Source organism: Pseudoalteromonas sp. SG45-5, assembly GCF_014164085.1.
Taxonomy (GTDB): domain Bacteria; phylum Pseudomonadota; class Gammaproteobacteria; order Enterobacterales; family Alteromonadaceae; genus Pseudoalteromonas; species Pseudoalteromonas aliena.
In genome coordinates, this window is sequence record NZ_JACJEM010000196.1 from 1 (window position 1) to 263 (window position 263).

The 263-nt window shown below is 36.5% G+C and carries 1 protein-coding gene; it reads right to left on the reverse strand.

The genetic code is table 11. The features are described 5' to 3' along the window. Window positions 1–206, reverse strand: a 206-nt coding sequence (locus tag H5119_RS20275) for a site-specific integrase (RefSeq protein WP_182703496.1), incomplete at its 3' end; no start/stop codon positions are given. Window positions 207–263: the final 57 nt, after the last annotated feature.

Consider the following 263-nt stretch of genomic DNA (forward strand, 5'->3'; position numbering starts at 1 on the left):
GTACGTGGTGCAACGTTTTGCTTTAACACTAAATGTTCTAAGTAGCGTTCGACTTCATTGTCCCCCATTGAGGCAGGATGGCGTTTATTATGAAAATGGATATAAGATGCAATCCATCTTAGGTAGGTATCTACGGTGCGTAATGAATACTGACGTACCAACATATAATCGGCTATATAATTTAAAAATGGAGAACGTGTTTTCATATTACCACCAATAATAGTGCTGTTTTTATATACAGTATAGTTGTACTGCTCCCATAT